This is a genomic window from Caulobacter sp. DWR3-1-2 (assembly GCF_049896225.1).
In the GTDB taxonomy this organism is placed as follows: domain Bacteria; phylum Pseudomonadota; class Alphaproteobacteria; order Caulobacterales; family Caulobacteraceae; genus Caulobacter.
In genome coordinates this window covers 196,494-209,318 of sequence record NZ_JAFCTW010000006.1, presented here as the reverse complement: position 1 = coordinate 209,318, position 12,825 = coordinate 196,494, and the positions used below count along the sequence as shown (strand labels likewise).

At 66.6% G+C, this 12,825-nt stretch carries 14 protein-coding genes, 1 pseudogene and 1 riboswitch; of the genes and pseudogenes, 6 read left to right on the top strand and 9 right to left on the bottom strand.

Features of this window, described 5'->3' with window-relative positions; translation table 11 throughout:
* The first annotated feature begins 1 nt into the window (after position 1).
* The 4 genes from ACP696_RS11330 to ACP696_RS11315 all read left to right on the top strand — a co-directional run bounded on the left by ACP696_RS11330 (position 2) and on the right by ACP696_RS11315 (position 2,251).
* A complete protein-coding gene (locus tag ACP696_RS11330) occupies positions 2–778 on the top strand; it encodes a F0F1 ATP synthase subunit A (RefSeq protein WP_426043796.1) in 777 nt (258 codons plus the stop codon).
* A 58-nt stretch (positions 779–836) separates the two neighbouring features.
* On the top strand, positions 837–1,067 hold the full coding sequence (locus ACP696_RS11325; protein WP_426043795.1) for a F0F1 ATP synthase subunit C: 231 nt from the start codon (positions 837–839) through the stop codon (positions 1,065–1,067).
* Between the two features lie 69 nt (positions 1,068–1,136).
* Positions 1,137–1,736 carry a hypothetical protein gene (locus tag ACP696_RS11320; protein ID WP_426043794.1) on the top strand — a complete coding sequence of 200 codons (600 nt, stop codon included), beginning with the start codon at positions 1,137–1,139 and terminating at the stop codon, positions 1,734–1,736.
* The gene (locus ACP696_RS11315) at positions 1,736–2,251 is read left to right on the top strand and encodes a F0F1 ATP synthase subunit B (RefSeq protein ID WP_426043793.1); all 516 of its coding nucleotides are present in this window, start codon (positions 1,736–1,738) and stop codon (positions 2,249–2,251) included. The genes ACP696_RS11320 and ACP696_RS11315 overlap by 1 nt, the downstream gene beginning before the upstream one ends.
* Before the next feature lie 213 nt (positions 2,252–2,464).
* Here ACP696_RS11315 and ACP696_RS11310 read toward each other — a convergent pair whose 3' ends face one another.
* From ACP696_RS11310 to gcvT, 6 genes are all read right to left on the bottom strand, one after another.
* Positions 2,465–2,908, bottom strand: a complete 444-nt coding sequence (locus ACP696_RS11310; RefSeq protein ID WP_426043792.1) for a hypothetical protein — start codon at positions 2,906–2,908, stop codon at positions 2,465–2,467.
* On the bottom strand, positions 2,905–3,336 hold the full coding sequence (locus tag ACP696_RS11305) for a hypothetical protein (protein ID WP_426030483.1): 432 nt from the start codon (positions 3,334–3,336) through the stop codon (positions 2,905–2,907). Before ACP696_RS11305 ends, ACP696_RS11310 begins: the two co-directional genes overlap by 4 nt.
* 133 nt (positions 3,337–3,469) lie before the next feature.
* Positions 3,470–5,047, bottom strand: coding sequence for an aminomethyl-transferring glycine dehydrogenase subunit GcvPB (gcvPB, locus tag ACP696_RS11300; protein WP_426009784.1), 1,578 nt, complete (start codon positions 5,045–5,047; stop codon positions 3,470–3,472).
* Positions 5,044–6,390: an aminomethyl-transferring glycine dehydrogenase subunit GcvPA gene (gene gcvPA, locus ACP696_RS11295; RefSeq protein ID WP_426009786.1), complete on the bottom strand. Its 1,347-nt coding sequence runs from the start codon at positions 6,388–6,390 to the stop codon at positions 5,044–5,046. Before gcvPA ends, gcvPB begins: the two co-directional genes overlap by 4 nt.
* Before the next feature lie 84 nt (positions 6,391–6,474).
* Positions 6,475–6,840: a glycine cleavage system protein GcvH gene (gene gcvH, locus ACP696_RS11290; protein WP_426009788.1), complete on the bottom strand. Its 366-nt coding sequence runs from the start codon at positions 6,838–6,840 to the stop codon at positions 6,475–6,477.
* Positions 6,841–6,855: 15 nt separating this feature from the next.
* A complete protein-coding gene (gene gcvT / locus ACP696_RS11285; protein WP_426043791.1) occupies positions 6,856–7,968 on the bottom strand; it encodes a glycine cleavage system aminomethyltransferase GcvT in 1,113 nt (370 codons plus the stop codon).
* 168 nt (positions 7,969–8,136) lie between these two features.
* Positions 8,137–8,228: riboswitch (glycine riboswitch) on the bottom strand.
* A 102-nt stretch (positions 8,229–8,330) separates the two neighbouring features.
* On the opposite strand from gcvT, the pseudogene ACP696_RS11280 reads away from it, so the two are divergent.
* Positions 8,331–8,480, top strand: a pseudogene (locus ACP696_RS11280) (ORF6N domain-containing protein); the annotation flags it as partial.
* 3 nt (positions 8,481–8,483) lie between these two features.
* Here the strand turns inward: ACP696_RS11280 and ACP696_RS11275 are convergent.
* Positions 8,484–10,316 (bottom strand): arginine--tRNA ligase, encoded by a 1,833-nt coding sequence (locus ACP696_RS11275; RefSeq protein WP_426043790.1) that lies wholly within the window; start codon positions 10,314–10,316, stop codon positions 8,484–8,486.
* Entirely contained in the window at positions 10,313–11,026 is a 714-nt protein-coding gene (locus ACP696_RS11270) for a Tat pathway signal sequence domain protein (protein ID WP_426043789.1), read from the bottom strand. Before ACP696_RS11270 ends, ACP696_RS11275 begins: the two co-directional genes overlap by 4 nt.
* Positions 11,027–11,164: 138 nt before the next feature.
* On the opposite strand from ACP696_RS11270, the gene ispH reads away from it, so the two are divergent.
* Positions 11,165–12,136 (top strand): 4-hydroxy-3-methylbut-2-enyl diphosphate reductase, encoded by a 972-nt coding sequence (gene ispH / locus ACP696_RS11265; protein ID WP_426009793.1) that lies wholly within the window; start codon positions 11,165–11,167, stop codon positions 12,134–12,136.
* A 392-nt stretch (positions 12,137–12,528) separates the two neighbouring features.
* Here ispH and ACP696_RS11260 read toward each other — a convergent pair whose 3' ends face one another.
* Positions 12,529–12,792, bottom strand: a complete 264-nt coding sequence (locus ACP696_RS11260; RefSeq protein WP_426009795.1) for a hypothetical protein — start codon at positions 12,790–12,792, stop codon at positions 12,529–12,531.
* Between the last annotated feature and the right edge of the window lie 33 nt (positions 12,793–12,825).

Sequence of the window (12,825 nt, the reverse complement as noted above, 5' to 3'; positions counted from 1 at the left end):
AATGGCCGATCCGTTGCATCAGTTCAAGATCGAGAAGATCGTCGATCTTCCGGACATCACCTTGCCGGTGGTGGGCCAGGTCGATCTCGCGATCACCAACTCGCACGTCGCCATGACCGTCGCCTTCGCGGCGATCGTCCTGTTCCTGACCGCCGTGACCTCCAACGCGCAAGTCGTGCCGGGCCGTCTTCAGACGGTCGGCGAGGGCGTGTTCGGCCTGATCGACAACCTGACGGACTCGATCATCGGCCACGAGGGCCGCAAGCTGTTCCCGTTCGTGTTCACGGTCTTCACACTGATCCTGGGCATGAACTTCCTGGGTCTGATGCTGGCCTTCACCGCCACCTCGCAGATCGCGGTCACCGCGACCTTTGGCGTGCTGACCATCGGCCTGGTGCTGATCATCGGTTTCGCCAAGCACGGCCTGGGCTTCTTTAAGCTGTTCGTGCCGTCGGGCGTGCCATGGTTGCTGCTGCCGGTGATCATCCCGATCGAGTTCGCCTCGTTCCTGCTGCGCCCCGTCACCCTCACCCTGCGTCTGTTCGGCAACATGATGGGCGGCCACGTGGCGCTCAAGGTGTTCGCCGGCTTCGTGGCGGCCGCCGCCGCCGGCCAGCTTGGCCTGCTGCTGGGCGCTCCGATCGGCATCGCGTCGATGGGCATGCTGACCGCTCTCACGGCCCTGGAATTCCTGGTCGCCTTCCTCCAGGCCTTCGTTTTCGCTGTTCTGACCTGCATCTATCTCAATGATGTGGTCAATCTGGGTCATGGCCATTAAGGCTCGGATCCAACCCGCCATCACCACTCAACCTCTTACCAACTAGGACTAGACCACTATGGACGCAGAAGCCGCTAAGCTCATCGGTGCCGGCCTCGCCACCCTCGGAATGATCGGCGCCGGCATCGGCGTGGGCACCATCTTCGGCAGCTTCCTGACGGGCGCCCTGCGCAATCCGTCGGCCGCCGCCAGCCAGATCGGCAACCTGTTCGTCGGTGCCGCCCTGGCCGAAGCTTTGGGCATCCTGTCCTTCGTTCTGGGCATCATCATCTTCTCGTACAAGGGCTAACGCCGGATACGATTGACGGCGGCGCTGCTACTGGCGCCGCCGCGACCCCTCTACCGGACGATTTAGGTAATGGCTGATCCCACACAGTCCGCTCCGGCGGTCTCGACCCACGGCGCCGGGGTCCACCCCGCGTCTGGCGCAACCCATGAAGCGACAGGCGCCGAGCACGACTCGGGCGGCCTGCCGCAATTCGAGTTCCAGCACTGGGGCGGGCAGATCGCCTACCTGCTGGTGCTGTTCGCCATTCTCTATGTGCTGATCGCCCGCGTCTTCACGCCCCGCATGCGGCGCGTGATCGACGAGCGGGCCAGCACGATCGCCGGAGCGCTCGAGGCCGCGCGTCAGGTTCAGGCCGAGGCCCTGGAGCAATCCAGAGCCACAGCCGCCGATCTGGCCGAAGCTCGCGCCCGCTCGCAAGCCCTGGCCTTCGACGCCCGGGCCAAGGCTGCCGCCGAGGCCGCCGAACGCTCCGCTATCGAAGAAGCCAAGCTGGCCGCGCAACTGGCTGAAGCCGAAACCCGGATCGCCGGCATGCGCGACTCGGCCATGGCCCAGATCGGCGCCGTGGCCAACGACACGGCGATGGCCATCATCCAGAAGCTGACCGGCAAGTCCGCCTCGGCCGCCGACCTGAAGGCCGCCTCGGCCGTCCGCAGAGGAGCCGCCTGATGCCCGCGTTTTTCGAAGGCGAATTCTGGAATCTCGCCAACCCTGAGTTCTGGGTCGGCGTCGGCTTGGTCCTGTTCTTCGCGATCGTCATCTGGGCCAAGGCTCCGGCGCTGATCGCCGGCAAGCTGGACGAAACCGCCAACAAGATCCAATCCGACCTCGACGAGGCCGCTCGCATCCGCACCGAAGCCGAAGCGATGCTGGCGACCATCCGCGCCGAACGCGAAGAGTCCGAGCGCCAGGCCGTCGCCATGCTGGCGGCCGCCAAGGCCGACGTCGAGCAGATGGCGATCGAAGCCAAGGCCAAGCTCGAGGAACAGATAAAGCGCCGGGCCGAAATGGCCGAACGCAAGATCGCCCAGGCCGAGACCCAGGCCCAGTCCGAGGTCAAGGCCGCCGCCGTCGACCTCGCCGCCCAGATCGCCGAACAGGTCCTGGTCGCCCGCCTGGCGGCGGGAACCTCGGACAACCTGGTCGACGCGGCCATCGGCCAGATCGGCACGAAGCTGCAATAGCGGTTTCAGGTTCGCGAAATCATCGAGGGCGCGCTCCGCAAGGGGCGCGCCCTTTTTGTATTGCCCTCCCCCTATGGGGAGGCGATCGCGCAGCGATCGGTGGGGGGAGTTTTAGGGTCGTCGATCAGGGCTGTGATTGGCTGCCCGATCACTCCCCCCTCCGTCGGCGTCGCCGACACCTCCCCCACAGGGGGAGGAGTTCGGGTCCCGCCGCTAAGCCGGCTGCTTCTTCAGCCACCGCCGGCGCAAATACTTCCGCCCGCGCTTCAGCACCCGCCAGGACGCCTTGCGCAGGAACAGCTTCTCGGACCGCAACAATTGCTGCCAGGCGACCAGCATAATCTCCGGCTCGCGGCGCATTAGGCGGCGGATCGGGAAGATCAGCTTGGGGTGACGCCTCTGCCAACGCAGGAACCGGCGCTTGGCCTGGAACGAGTTACGCAGCACGATCATCAGGCCGACGACCAGCAGCGGCAGGCCCAGGTGGCCCGGTAGTGGCGTCAGGATCACCCCGGCCAACAGCACGAGCACGCCAAAGGCCAGCGCCGCCCAGCGGGCGACGCGCCCCGCGGTTTCACGCAGGACAAGGGCCAGACGGCGACGGCGGCGATAGAGCCTCGAAGGCAACCTGGCGAGCGTTTCGGCGGCGCCGCTCACGGCCGCCGCTTGTGCGCGAGGTGCGCGGAAGACCGGCGCTTGAGCGACCGGCGCCAGCGCTTGGCCACGCGCCAGCGATGCGGCACAATCAAACGCTCCATGCGCAGCACCTGCTGCCACGCCACCGGCAGCACCTCGGGCTCGCGGCGCAGCAGACGGCGCAGCGGGAACAGCAGCTTGGGATGGGCATGCTGGAAGCGCACGAACTGCTTGCGCGCCCGGAACGAGTTGCGCAGCACCAGCATCAGCCCGCCGACCGTCAACGGCACGCCCAGCGGACCGGGCAGAGGCGCGATCAGAAAGCCCGCCACCACCAGGATCAAGCCCAGCGTCACCAAGACCACGCGCGAAATCCGCCCGAGAAGCTCGCGGGCGAGTTCGTCGGCGGCGGAGAAACGCACGGAAGGCATGGCGAGGACGAGGTTCATGACGGGAAGAAACGGGTTCCGTGGTCCGCTTGATCCCGGCGACAGGCCGGCCTCTCGGCTCACATGACCCGATATGAGATTGGGGCGCCTCTCCGTAAAGGCGTCCCGTTGTCGCTTAACCCGACTGTGGCCTCTATTCCGCAGCCAGTGGCGCGGCGGCCACAGGTTTCCACCTCAAGCGTGGCTTTCGGGCCGCTAGAGTCTCGTCCAGGCGCTTGAGCGGCGCGTGATAGGGCGCGCCCTTGAAGCGCTCCACGTCGCCCCCCTTCGCAGCCCCCGCGAGCGCGCGGAGGGCGTAGATGAAGCGGTCGAGCTCCTGTTTGCTCTCGGTCTCGGTCGGCTCGATCAGCATGGCGCCGTGAACTACCAGCGGGAAGTACATGGTCATCGGGTGGAAGCCCTCGTCGATCATCGCCTTGGCGAAGTCGAGGGTGGTGACGCCGGTGCCGTCCAGCCAGGTGTCGTCGAACAGGGCCTCATGCATGCAGGGGCCATTCGGGAAGGCCGGGCTCATCAGGTCGCTGAGGCGGGCCTTGATGTAGTTGGCGTTCAGCACCGCGTCCTCGGCCACCTGCCGTAGGCCGTCGGCCCCGTGGCTGAGCATGTAGGCATAGGCCCGCACGAACATGCCCATCTGGCCATGGAAGGCGCTCATCCGCCCAAAGGCCTGGGCGGCGGGGCCCCTCGCCTCCTCGACAAGCGTGAAGCGGTGTTCGTGATTGACGATCCACGGGGTGGGGGCGAACGGCGCCAGGGCGGCGCTCAGCACCACCGGACCCGCGCCCGGACCGCCGCCACCGTGCGGAGTGGAGAAGGTCTTGTGCAGGTTGATGTGCATGGCGTCGACGCCCAGGTCGCCCGGGCGGACCCGGCCGACGATGGCGTTGAAATTGGCCCCGTCACAGTAGAAATAGGCCCCGGCCGCATGGGTCAGCCGAGCGATCTCGACCACGTCGCGCTCGAACAGGCCGCAGGTGTTGGGGTTGGTGACCATGATGGCGGCCACATGATCGCCTAGCTTGGACTCCAGGTCGGCCAAGTCGACTCTTCCGTCGTCGGTCTGGGCGATCTCGACCACGGTGTAGCCGACAAAGGCCGCCGTGGCCGGGTTGGTGCCGTGGGCGCTGGTCGGGGCTAGCACGGTCTTGCGGTGGCCCTGGCCATTGGCCTCGTGGGCCGCGCGGATGGCCAGCATGCCGCACATCTCGCCATGGGCGCCGGCCTTGGGGCTCAGCGCCACCGCCGGCATCCCCGTCAGCGTCTTCAGCCAGTGGGCCAGGCGGTCCATCAGTTCCAGCGCGCCCTGCACCGTCGACTGCGGCTGCAACGGATGGATGTCGGAGAAGCCCGGCAGGCGGGCCATCTTCTCGTTGAGGCGAGGATTGTGCTTCATCGTGCACGAGCCCAGCGGATACAGCGCCAGGTCGATGGCGTGGTTCTTCTGGCTCAGGCGCACATAGTGGCGGACGGCCTCGGGCTCGGACAGGCCCGGCAGGCCGATCGGCGCGGTGCGGAGCAGGTCGCCAAGGTCGTCGGCCGGGGGAGCATCCGGCAGATCGACGCCGGTCTTGTCCCAAGCGTTCAGTTCGAAGATCAGGGCCTCGTCCTGAAGGAGCCCGCGAGCGCCGGTCAGGGTGGGGTGAAGATAATCGTTCACGGCGTCAGGCGAGGCTTCGGGACGGGTCGGCCGTCCAACGTTGTTCATGCTCATTGGGCCAGCACCTTGGTCAGGGCCTTGGAGAAGAGAAGGATATCGCTATCGGGCGTTGTCTCGGTGATGGCGACCAGCAGGACGTCGTCGAGGCCGGCGGCCGGGTCGAGGCGCGAGAAGGGCACGCCGGCGATGACGCCGTTGGCGGCCAGGGTCTCGACCACTTCGGCGGCGTTGCGGGACAGCTTCACCGCGAACTCGTTGAAGAACCGGGGGGTCAGGATCTCGACGCCCGGCACGGCCGCCAGGGCGTCGCGCAGAGCCACGGCCTTCTGGTGGTTGATCAGGGCCAGCCGGCGCAGGCCCGTCTCGCCCAGCAAGCTCATATGGATGCTGAAGGCCAGGGCGCAGAGGCCGCTGTTGGTGCAGATGTTGGAGGTGGCCTTGTCGCGGCGGATGTGCTGCTCGCGGGTCGACAGGGTGAGGACGAAGCCGCGACGGCCGTCGGCGTCGACGGTCTCGCCGCACAGCCGGCCGGGGGCCTGGCGGACGTATTTTTCCTTGCAGGCGAACAGGCCGACATAGGGGCCGCCGAAGTTCAGGCCGTTGCCGATCGACTGGCCCTCGGCGACCACGATGTCGGCGCCCATCTCGCCGGGCGACTTCAGCAGGCCAAAGGACACGGCCTCCGTGGTCACCACGATCAGCAGGGCCCCGGCCGCCTGGGCGGCGGCGGCGATCTTGGTCACGTCGGTGGCGGTGCCGAACACATTGGGGGTCTGGACGACGACGCAGGCGGTGTCGGCGTCGATAGCCGCCACCACCGCGTCCTCGGCGTCGATCGCGGCGGCCAGGCGGTCGGTGGCGACGCCGGCGGCGTGGGCCAGGGTCTCGACCGTGCCGACATAGTGCGGGTGCAGGCCGCCCGACAGCACGGCCTTGCCCCGGCGGGTGACACGGGTGGCCATCATCACCGCCTCGGCGGCGGCGGTGGAGCCGTCATAGAGCGAGGCGTTGGCCACTTCCATGCCCGTCAGGGCGGCGACCTGGGTCTGGAACTCGAACAGCACCTGCAGCGTGCCCTGAGCGATCTCGGGCTGGTAGGGCGTGTAGCTGGTGAGGAACTCCGACCGTTGGATGATGTGGTCCACCGTGGCCGGCACATGGTGGCGATAAGCCCCCGCCCCCACGAAGAACGGCCCCTCGGAGGCCGAGCGATTGCGGCGCGACAGGGCCAGCATCTCGCGCTCGACCTCCAGCTCGCCGGCGTGGAATGGCAGGTCCACCGGCGTCTTGCGATAGGCGACGGCGGGCACATCGACGAACAGCTCGTCGATGGTCTCCGCGCCGATGACGCCGAGCATGTCGGCGCGATCTTGAGGGGTCAGGGGGAGGTAGCGCATTGAGAGTTCCTTCTCCCTTCCCCCTTGAAGGAGGAAGGGTCGGGGATGGGGGTGTTTGCGGCGGCGGGGTCACCCCCACCGATCTTAGAGGGTCGAGAGGAACGCTTCGTAGGCCACGCGGTCCATCAGGGCGTCGACCTCAGACGGATTGCTCAGCTTGATCTTGGCGAACCAGCCGCCGGCTTCGGGCACGGCGTTGACGGTCTCGGGGGCGTCCGACAGCTGGCCGTTGGCCTCGACCACCTCGCCCGACACCGGGGCGTAGACGTCGGAGGCGGCCTTGACGCTTTCGACCACCGCCAGGCCTTCGCCCTGTTTGACGACTTTGCCGACTTCGGGCGTCTCGACGAACACCACGTCGCCCAGTTGCTCAGCGGCGTAGCCGGAGATGCCGACGGTGGCGACGTCGCCCTCGACTTCAACCCACTCGTGATCCTTGGTGAACTTCATGGTCTGGGACCTTTTCTAAATCTTGCGCACGTAGCGGGTCGGGACGAACGGCGAGGCCACAACCTCGACCGCCTGCGGCTTGCCGCGAACGATGACTTTCAGCTTGGTCCCGATCGCTGACAGGGCGGGGGGCGCGAAGCCAATGGCGATGGCGCCGCCGTAGCTGGGACCAAAGCCGCCGCTGGTGACCACGCCGACCACGGCGCCGGTCTCGTCGGCGATCTGCGCGCCTTCACGGGCCGGCGCGCCTTCCAGCACTTTCAGATTGACCCGGACGCGCTTGAGGTCACCCGCCAGTTCCTTGGCGATGCGCTCTGCGCCCAGATAGTCGCCGGCCTCGCGGCGGCTCTTGCCCACGGCAAACGGCATGCCCGCCTCGATCGGCGAGATCGTCTCGTCCATGTCATGGCCATAGAGCGGCAAGCCGGCCTCCAGGCGCAGGCTGTCGCGGGCGCCCAGGCCGATGGCCTTGACGCGTTCGTCTTCCAACAGCGTGTTCCAGATGCGCGCGGCTTCGGTCGCGGGGACCGAGATTTCGTAGCCGTCTTCGCCGGTATAACCCGAGCGGGAGATGATCGCGTCGGTCCCGAAGGCGGTCAGGGCGGCGGTGTCCATGAACACCATGCCGGCGGCTTGCGGCACGTGGGCGGCCAGCACCGCGGCGGCCTTTGGGCCTTGCAAGGCCAACAGGGCGCGGTCTTCCAGGCGCTCGACGGTCGCCTCGCCTTCCAGCGCCTTGGCGATGATGGCGTAGTCATTGTCCTTGCAGGCGCCGTTGACGACGATGAACAGGCCGTCGTCGTCGGGCCGCGCCGTCATCAGATCGTCGATCACCCCGCCCTCGGCATTGAGCAGTACGGCATAGCGCTGCTTGCCGGGCTTGAGGCCCTGGTAGTCGGCCGAAACCAGCTTTTCGAAGCTCTTGGCCGGGTTGTCGCCGCGCAGCCGGGCCTGGCCCATGTGCGAGACGTCGAACAATCCTGCGTGCTCGCGGGTCCAAAGATGCTCCTTCAGCACCCCGTCCTTGTACTGCACAGGCATGTGGTAGCCGGCGAACGGAACCATGCGGGCGCCGGCAGCGACGTGCGCATCGTAGAGCGGGGTCTTCTTGAGATCTGGGTCGGACACGCGGGGGCTCCAAACGGGGACAGCGCTACAAGCCCGGCTTTCACCAGACGATAGCGCCCCCGCTGTCCCTTTGACCTGAGAGATTCCGGATCCAGCCCTCAAGTTGGGAAGGGGGACCCTTGCTCCTTCGGCGGGCAACGCTTTCGCGCCGCCTCTTTCCAGCGTTCCTAAACCCGCGCGGTCCGTTTGCCTGAGCGTTTCCGGGGCGGTTGCGCCTTCGGCCTCGGGACCAGAATCCCGACGTCTCCCGCGAGGGTCGCACCGTGTTTGAGCGAGGGGGCGAGCGGAGTCAACGGGCGAAGAAAAGAGCCGGCAAGAAAGCTCTCATAGATTGCATTTTTGCCATCTTGTCTTCAAACTTGGAGACCGCCCAGAAGCGCACCGAGAACCAGCATCGTCAGCTGGCCCTGCTGGCCAAGCAGCTTCGGTTGGTGCTGGTCGCCCAGCAATACCTAGAGACCGGCGGGGTAGAAGGCCTGCTGGCGACGCTCAAGGATCTTGAGCGTCCCTAGCGCCTACATCCGCTCCGGCGCTTCGATGCCCAGCAGGTCCAGCGCCAGCTCCAGTTGCTTCAGCGTGGTCTCGGCCAAGGCCAGGCGCGAGGCTCGGATCGCCGGCTCGTCGGCGCCGAGGATCGGGCAGGCGGCGTAGAACTTCGAGAAGGTCTGGGCCAGCTTGTAGGCGTGCTCGGCCACGAAGTTGGGAGCCTTCTTGTCGTAGGCTTCGCCCAGCGCGCCCTCGAAGCCGTCCAGCAGCAGGGTCAGGTCACGCTCGGCCGGCTCGGCCACGGTGATCGGACCAGACGCGACGTTCTGCTCGGCCGCCTTGCGCAAAATGCTCTTGATCCGCACCGACTGGTACAGCAGGTACGGCCCCGTCTTGCCCTCGAAGCTGGTGAAGCGGTCGAGGTCGAAGACGTAGGAGGTGCCGCGGAAGTTCTGCAGGTCGGCGAACTTCAGGGCCGCGATTCCCACCTTGTGGGCGGTTTCCTCGAAGGCCTCTTCCGACAGCTCGGCGCCGAGGCCGGCCTCCCGCAGGCGCTCGCGGGCCTTCTCGCGGGCCATCTCGATCAGGTCGTGCAGCTTCAAAACGCCACCTGCCCGGGTCTTGAACGGCTTGCCATCGGCCCCGTTCATAGTGCCAAAGCCGATGTGCTCCAGCCCGCCCGGCTCGGCGTAGCCGGCCAGGTACGAGGCGCGAAACACCTGCTCGAAGTGGTCGGCCTGGCGCTGGTCGACGCAGTAGAGGATCAGGTGTGGGTCGAACGATTTGCGGCGGTCCAGGATGGTGGCCAGGTCGGTCGTGCCGTACATGGCCGAGCCTTCGGACGACACCACCAGCAGCGGCGGCAGCTCGCGTTTGTCGCCCTCTTGGGCCACTCGGATGATGCGGGCGCCCTGGTCATCGACCAGCAGGCCCTTGGCCTCCAGCTGGCTGACCATCGGGGCGATCAGGTCCTGAACGTCGCTCTCGCCCTTCCAAAGGTCGAAGTCGACGCCCAGGGCATGGAACTCGCGCTCCAAGGCCACGCGGCTGACGCGGACGAAATGCTGCCACAGCAGACGATAGCCGAAACGGCCAACCTGCAGCTCGGCGGTGGCCTTGCGGGCCCGGGCGAGGAAGTCTGCGTCGAAGGCGGGATTTGGCTTGCCGTCCTTCTCGGCCTTGGCGCGGTTGGCGGCTACCGGATAAATTCGGTCCAGATCGGCCAGCGAAACGCGCGAGGCGAACTCGGCTATCAGCTTGGCTTCGTCGGCCGGCGAGAAGCCGCGCGGCGCCTCGACCAGACGTTCGAGCAGGGCGCCGATGAAGGCGTCCTCTTCCCTCAGGGCGCTGATCAGCAGGCCCATCTGGAAGCCCCAGTCGCCGAAGTGGGCGTCGCCCACCACGTCGTCGCCGCGGAAGCGGTACAGGCGCTTGACCGACTCGCCGATGATCGAGGCGCGCAGGTGGCCCACATGCATCGGCTTGGCGACATTGGGGCCGGCATAGTCGATCAGCACGCGGCGCGGGCTGGCCACGGGCTCGGCCCCGGCGCGCGGATCGGCGGCGATCTCGTTGGCGCGGGTCGCCAGGGCGGCGGCGCTGACCCGCATGTTGATGAAGCCGACGCCCGCGATCTCGACGGAGGCCAGCCGCGGGTCGGCCTTGAGGATATCGACCACCTGGACGGCGATCTCGCGGGGATTGCGCTTAGCGCTTTTCGCCGCCGCGAGAGCGCCATTGCACTGGAAATCGGCCAGGTCGGGGCGATCGGACGCGGTGACGCGACCGAAGTCGGGGGACAGTCCGGCGGCCTGGAAGGCGGCCGCGGCCGCCTCGCTCAGGGACCGCTTCAAATCACTCATGGCTTGGTGACGTTTCCGGGCTGGGTCAGGGCTTGCTGGGTCTGGCCGGCATTGACGCGGAAGCGCTTGCCGTCACGGTTGAAGGCGGCCATTTCGGGGGTCACGTCGAAGCCGATCAGCACTTCAAAATTGCCGCCGCTGACCTTTTCGTCGGCGCGCGGAATGGTGATGGTCTTCAGGGTCTCGCTGGCATAGACGCGATCCTGGCCCTGCGGGAAGGTCACCGGCAGGTCGAAATATTCCTTGGCCAGGACGTCCTTGTTGCGCTCGGTCACCGCCACCCAATAGCGATAGGTCTTGTGGGTGTCCGTCGCCTGCGGGCCGCGCCCCAGCTCGAACAGGATTTCGACCTGCATCTTGATGGGGTCATTGCTCTTGTAGGCGCAGCCCGAGGACAGGCCCTGGATCTCGCCCGTATAGGAGCTTTGGGCCGCCGATTCCTTGGCGTCCTTGAACTCGACATAGCGGCTGGCGTCGTACAGCACCTTCGCATAGGGGCACGGGCCGGCGTTACGCAGCTGGGCGAGCGGCGCCTTGGGCTGGTTCCACTCGTCGTCACGCTTCTTCTTCTTGCCGGCCTGTTCTTCGTCACCGGACCCGCCGTCGGCGTTGCGACCGCCGCCACGTTGCTGCGCGTGGACGCTCGTCGCGGTGGCGGCGATCGAGAGGGCCATCAAGGCGCTGAGGGCGACGGAGAGCGTGGGGCGCATGAAACGTCCGGTTCGAGATGAAGAGCCTGTTCGGGAATTCCCCGTCGGCGTCATGGAGCCTGATAAAGGCATATGCGTGACGTCGCAATGCGCCGGCGACGCTAGCGCGCGCGACGTGGAACCCTTAGGTTCGCGGCCATGAACGCCCATTCGCCCATTCCGCCCCTCGGCCGCCGCTCGCTCAGCGTTGTTCTGGCCAGTCCGCGCGGCTTCTGCGCGGGGGTTGATCGGGCGATCCAGATCGTCGAGCGGACGATCGAGAAGTTCGGCGCGCCGGTCTATGTGCGCCACGAGATCGTCCACAACCGTCACGTCGTCGACCGGCTGAAAGCCCTGGGCGCGGTGTTCGTCGAGGAGCTGGACGAGGTTCCCGAGGACCGCCCGGTGGTGTTCTCGGCCCACGGCGTGCCCAAGACCGTGCCGGCCGCGGCCAAGGCGCGCGAGATGGTCTATCTGGACGCCACCTGCCCGCTGGTCTCCAAGGTCCATGTCGAGGCCCAGAAGCATTTCGACGCTGGGCGCGAGATCGTGCTGATTGGCCACGCAGGTCACCCCGAGGTCGTTGGCACCATGGGCCAACTTCCGGAGGGTACGGTCACCCTGATCGAGGATATCGACGGCGCCCGCAGTTGGATCCCAAAGAACGCCGGCAACGTGGCCTTCCTGACCCAGACCACCCTGTCGGTCGATGACACCGCCGAGATGGTCAATCTGCTGAAAGAACGCTTCCCCGGCATCGCCGCGCCGCACAAGGAAGACATCTGCTACGCCACCACCAACCGCCAGGAGGCGGTGAAGATGCTGGCCGAGGTCTCCGAGCTGATCCTGGTCGTCGGCTCAAAGAACTCTTCCAACTCGGTGCGGCTGATGGAGGTCGGCAAGCGGGCCGGCGCCCGCGACGCCCGGCTGCTCGATGACGCGCGCGGCATCGACTGGAGCTGGTTCGAGGGCGTGGAGCGGGTCGGCGTCACCGCTGGCGCCTCGGCTCCGGAAGACCTGGTGCAAGGCGTTCTCGACGCCATCGCCACGCGCTATGACGTGACGATCGAGGAACTGATCGAGGCCCGCGAGACGGTGATCTTCAAGCTGCCGAGGCTGCTGACGAGCTAGGCCGCTGGCGACGTTCGATCTGCGCGAAAGAATGACCCATGAACCATGAGTCCCTCACTCGCAAATCCCTGATGGTCTTGTTGGCGCCAGCGGTTTTGATCGCCTGTGGCGGGTGGTAGGAGGCCTGACGTTCGCCTCGCTCCTGTTTCGGGCCGAGCGACCCTTTGCCATCGCTATGTGGGTGGCGACTATTTCATTCCCAGTCTGGCTTCTTGCCCTGCTGGCTTTACGTCGGGGTTCTAGAAAGCTCTATCTATTGGCTATGACCTCCGGGCTGTTTGCAGCGGGTTGGGTAGTGATCAACATCTTCTGGCCGCCATCGCCCGCAGGAGGACCCTGGGACTGGTAAAGCTAAGGCCTGATCCACGTGTTCCATGGTTAGCCGCCCAACATCAGGCTGGCCAAGATGGCTTAGCCAGAGCGCTGAACGTTTCATCGTACTCATCCATGATCTCGCCGCCCAACTCGATCTGGCGGGTGATTTCCAAATCGGCTGCGCCGTCCTGCTTCGCAGGCGCTTCGAAAGTCGTCTGGTAGCGGCTTATAGAGGCTTCTCCGCGCGCGAACCGTTCATCGGCAAGCGCCCCGGGCGTCCGCCCGAACTGATCTTGATCCTTCGAGACCACCGGCTCATCGCCGTCTGGTTCACCAGTCATCGATCGTCTCCTTCCACCGCCATCCTAGCACAA